We start from the raw sequence: 1,143 nt of genomic DNA on the forward strand, positions 1-1,143 counted from the left end.
CTCGCGCTGGCGGCGACAGCCTCCTTCCGCGTCAAGGTCACGCCGGAGGGCTTCTCGGCGCGGGCCCTGCTGAGGTGGCCGCGCATCCGCATCCCGCTCGACGAGATCGAGTCTGTGCACGCCGTCGAGATCTCGCCGTTCGCCGAGTTCGGCGGCTGGGGGTGGCGCATCAGCGTCGACGGACGGTCCGGCATCGTCATGCGGCGCGGTTCGGCGATCGAGGTCTCCCGCCGTGACAGACGGCCGTTCATCGTGACGATCGACGGCGCGGAAGAAGCCGCGGCGCTGCTGCAGGCCTATGTCGACCGCTCACGAACACCCGGCACCTCCTCGACCGACTCCGGAAAGGCGACCTCATGAACCATCAGGCCCTGCACACGCGCCGCGTGCCGTGGACCGCGGTGATCGCCTTCGTGGCGGTCTCCTTCGCCCTCGCCTGGCTGGTGGCGTTGCCGTTGTGGCTGGGCGACGGTCTCGCTGAGCCGATCTCGGTCCTCCTGCTGCCGGTGATGATGTTCACACCCGCGGTGGCAGCCCTCGTCGTGACGTTCGTGATGCGCGTCCCCGCGCGCGGCCAGCGTGCACGGTTCCTCGGACTGTGGCCGATGCGGCCGGCGAAGCGGGTGATCTGGCTCATGGTCGCCGGCTGGCTCGTTCCGCCGCTGCTGGTGGGTCTGGGTATCCTGCTTTCCGCCGCGCTCGGCTTCGTGCAGCTCGATCTGACGTTCGCGGCGTTCGCCGCCGAACTCGAGAAGGCCGTCCCGGCTGGCACGCCGCTGCCTCCTGTCCAGGTCATCGTGTTCGCACAGCTCGCGATGATCCCCGTCGGCGGGCTGTTCAACAGCCTCTTCGCTTTCGGCGAGGAGCTCGGCTGGCGCGGCTGGCTGCTTCCGGCGCTGCGCCCGCTCGGCACCTGGCCGGCCCTGATCCTCAGCGGGGTGATCTGGGGTGCATGGCACAGCCCGGTCATCCTTCTCGGCTACAACTTCGGGCGCACCGACCTCACCGGCGTGCTGCTCATGATCGGCGGATGCGTGGCCTGGGGCATTCTGCTCGGTTGGCTGCGCCTGCGTTCGGCATCCGTGTGGCCGGCGGTCATCGCGCACGGCTCGCTGAACGACGCGGCGGGGCTCGTCCTCATCG

1 protein-coding gene and 1 pseudogene are annotated in these 1,143 nt (G+C 69.8%); both read left to right on the plus strand.

The genetic code is table 11. The annotated features are described in order from the left end of the window. Positions 1-360 (plus strand): annotated as a pseudogene (locus tag KZA10_RS15750) (DUF1648 domain-containing protein); the annotation flags it as partial. Beyond that, on the plus strand, positions 357-1,143 hold a 787-nt coding region (locus KZA10_RS15755), incomplete at its 3' end, for a CPBP family intramembrane glutamic endopeptidase (RefSeq protein ID WP_218683355.1). The pseudogene KZA10_RS15750 and the gene KZA10_RS15755, both read left to right, overlap by 4 nt.

It is taken from the genome of Microbacterium sp. BF1 (genome assembly GCF_019279095.1).
Taxonomy (GTDB): Bacteria; Actinomycetota; Actinomycetes; order Actinomycetales; family Microbacteriaceae; genus Microbacterium; species Microbacterium maritypicum.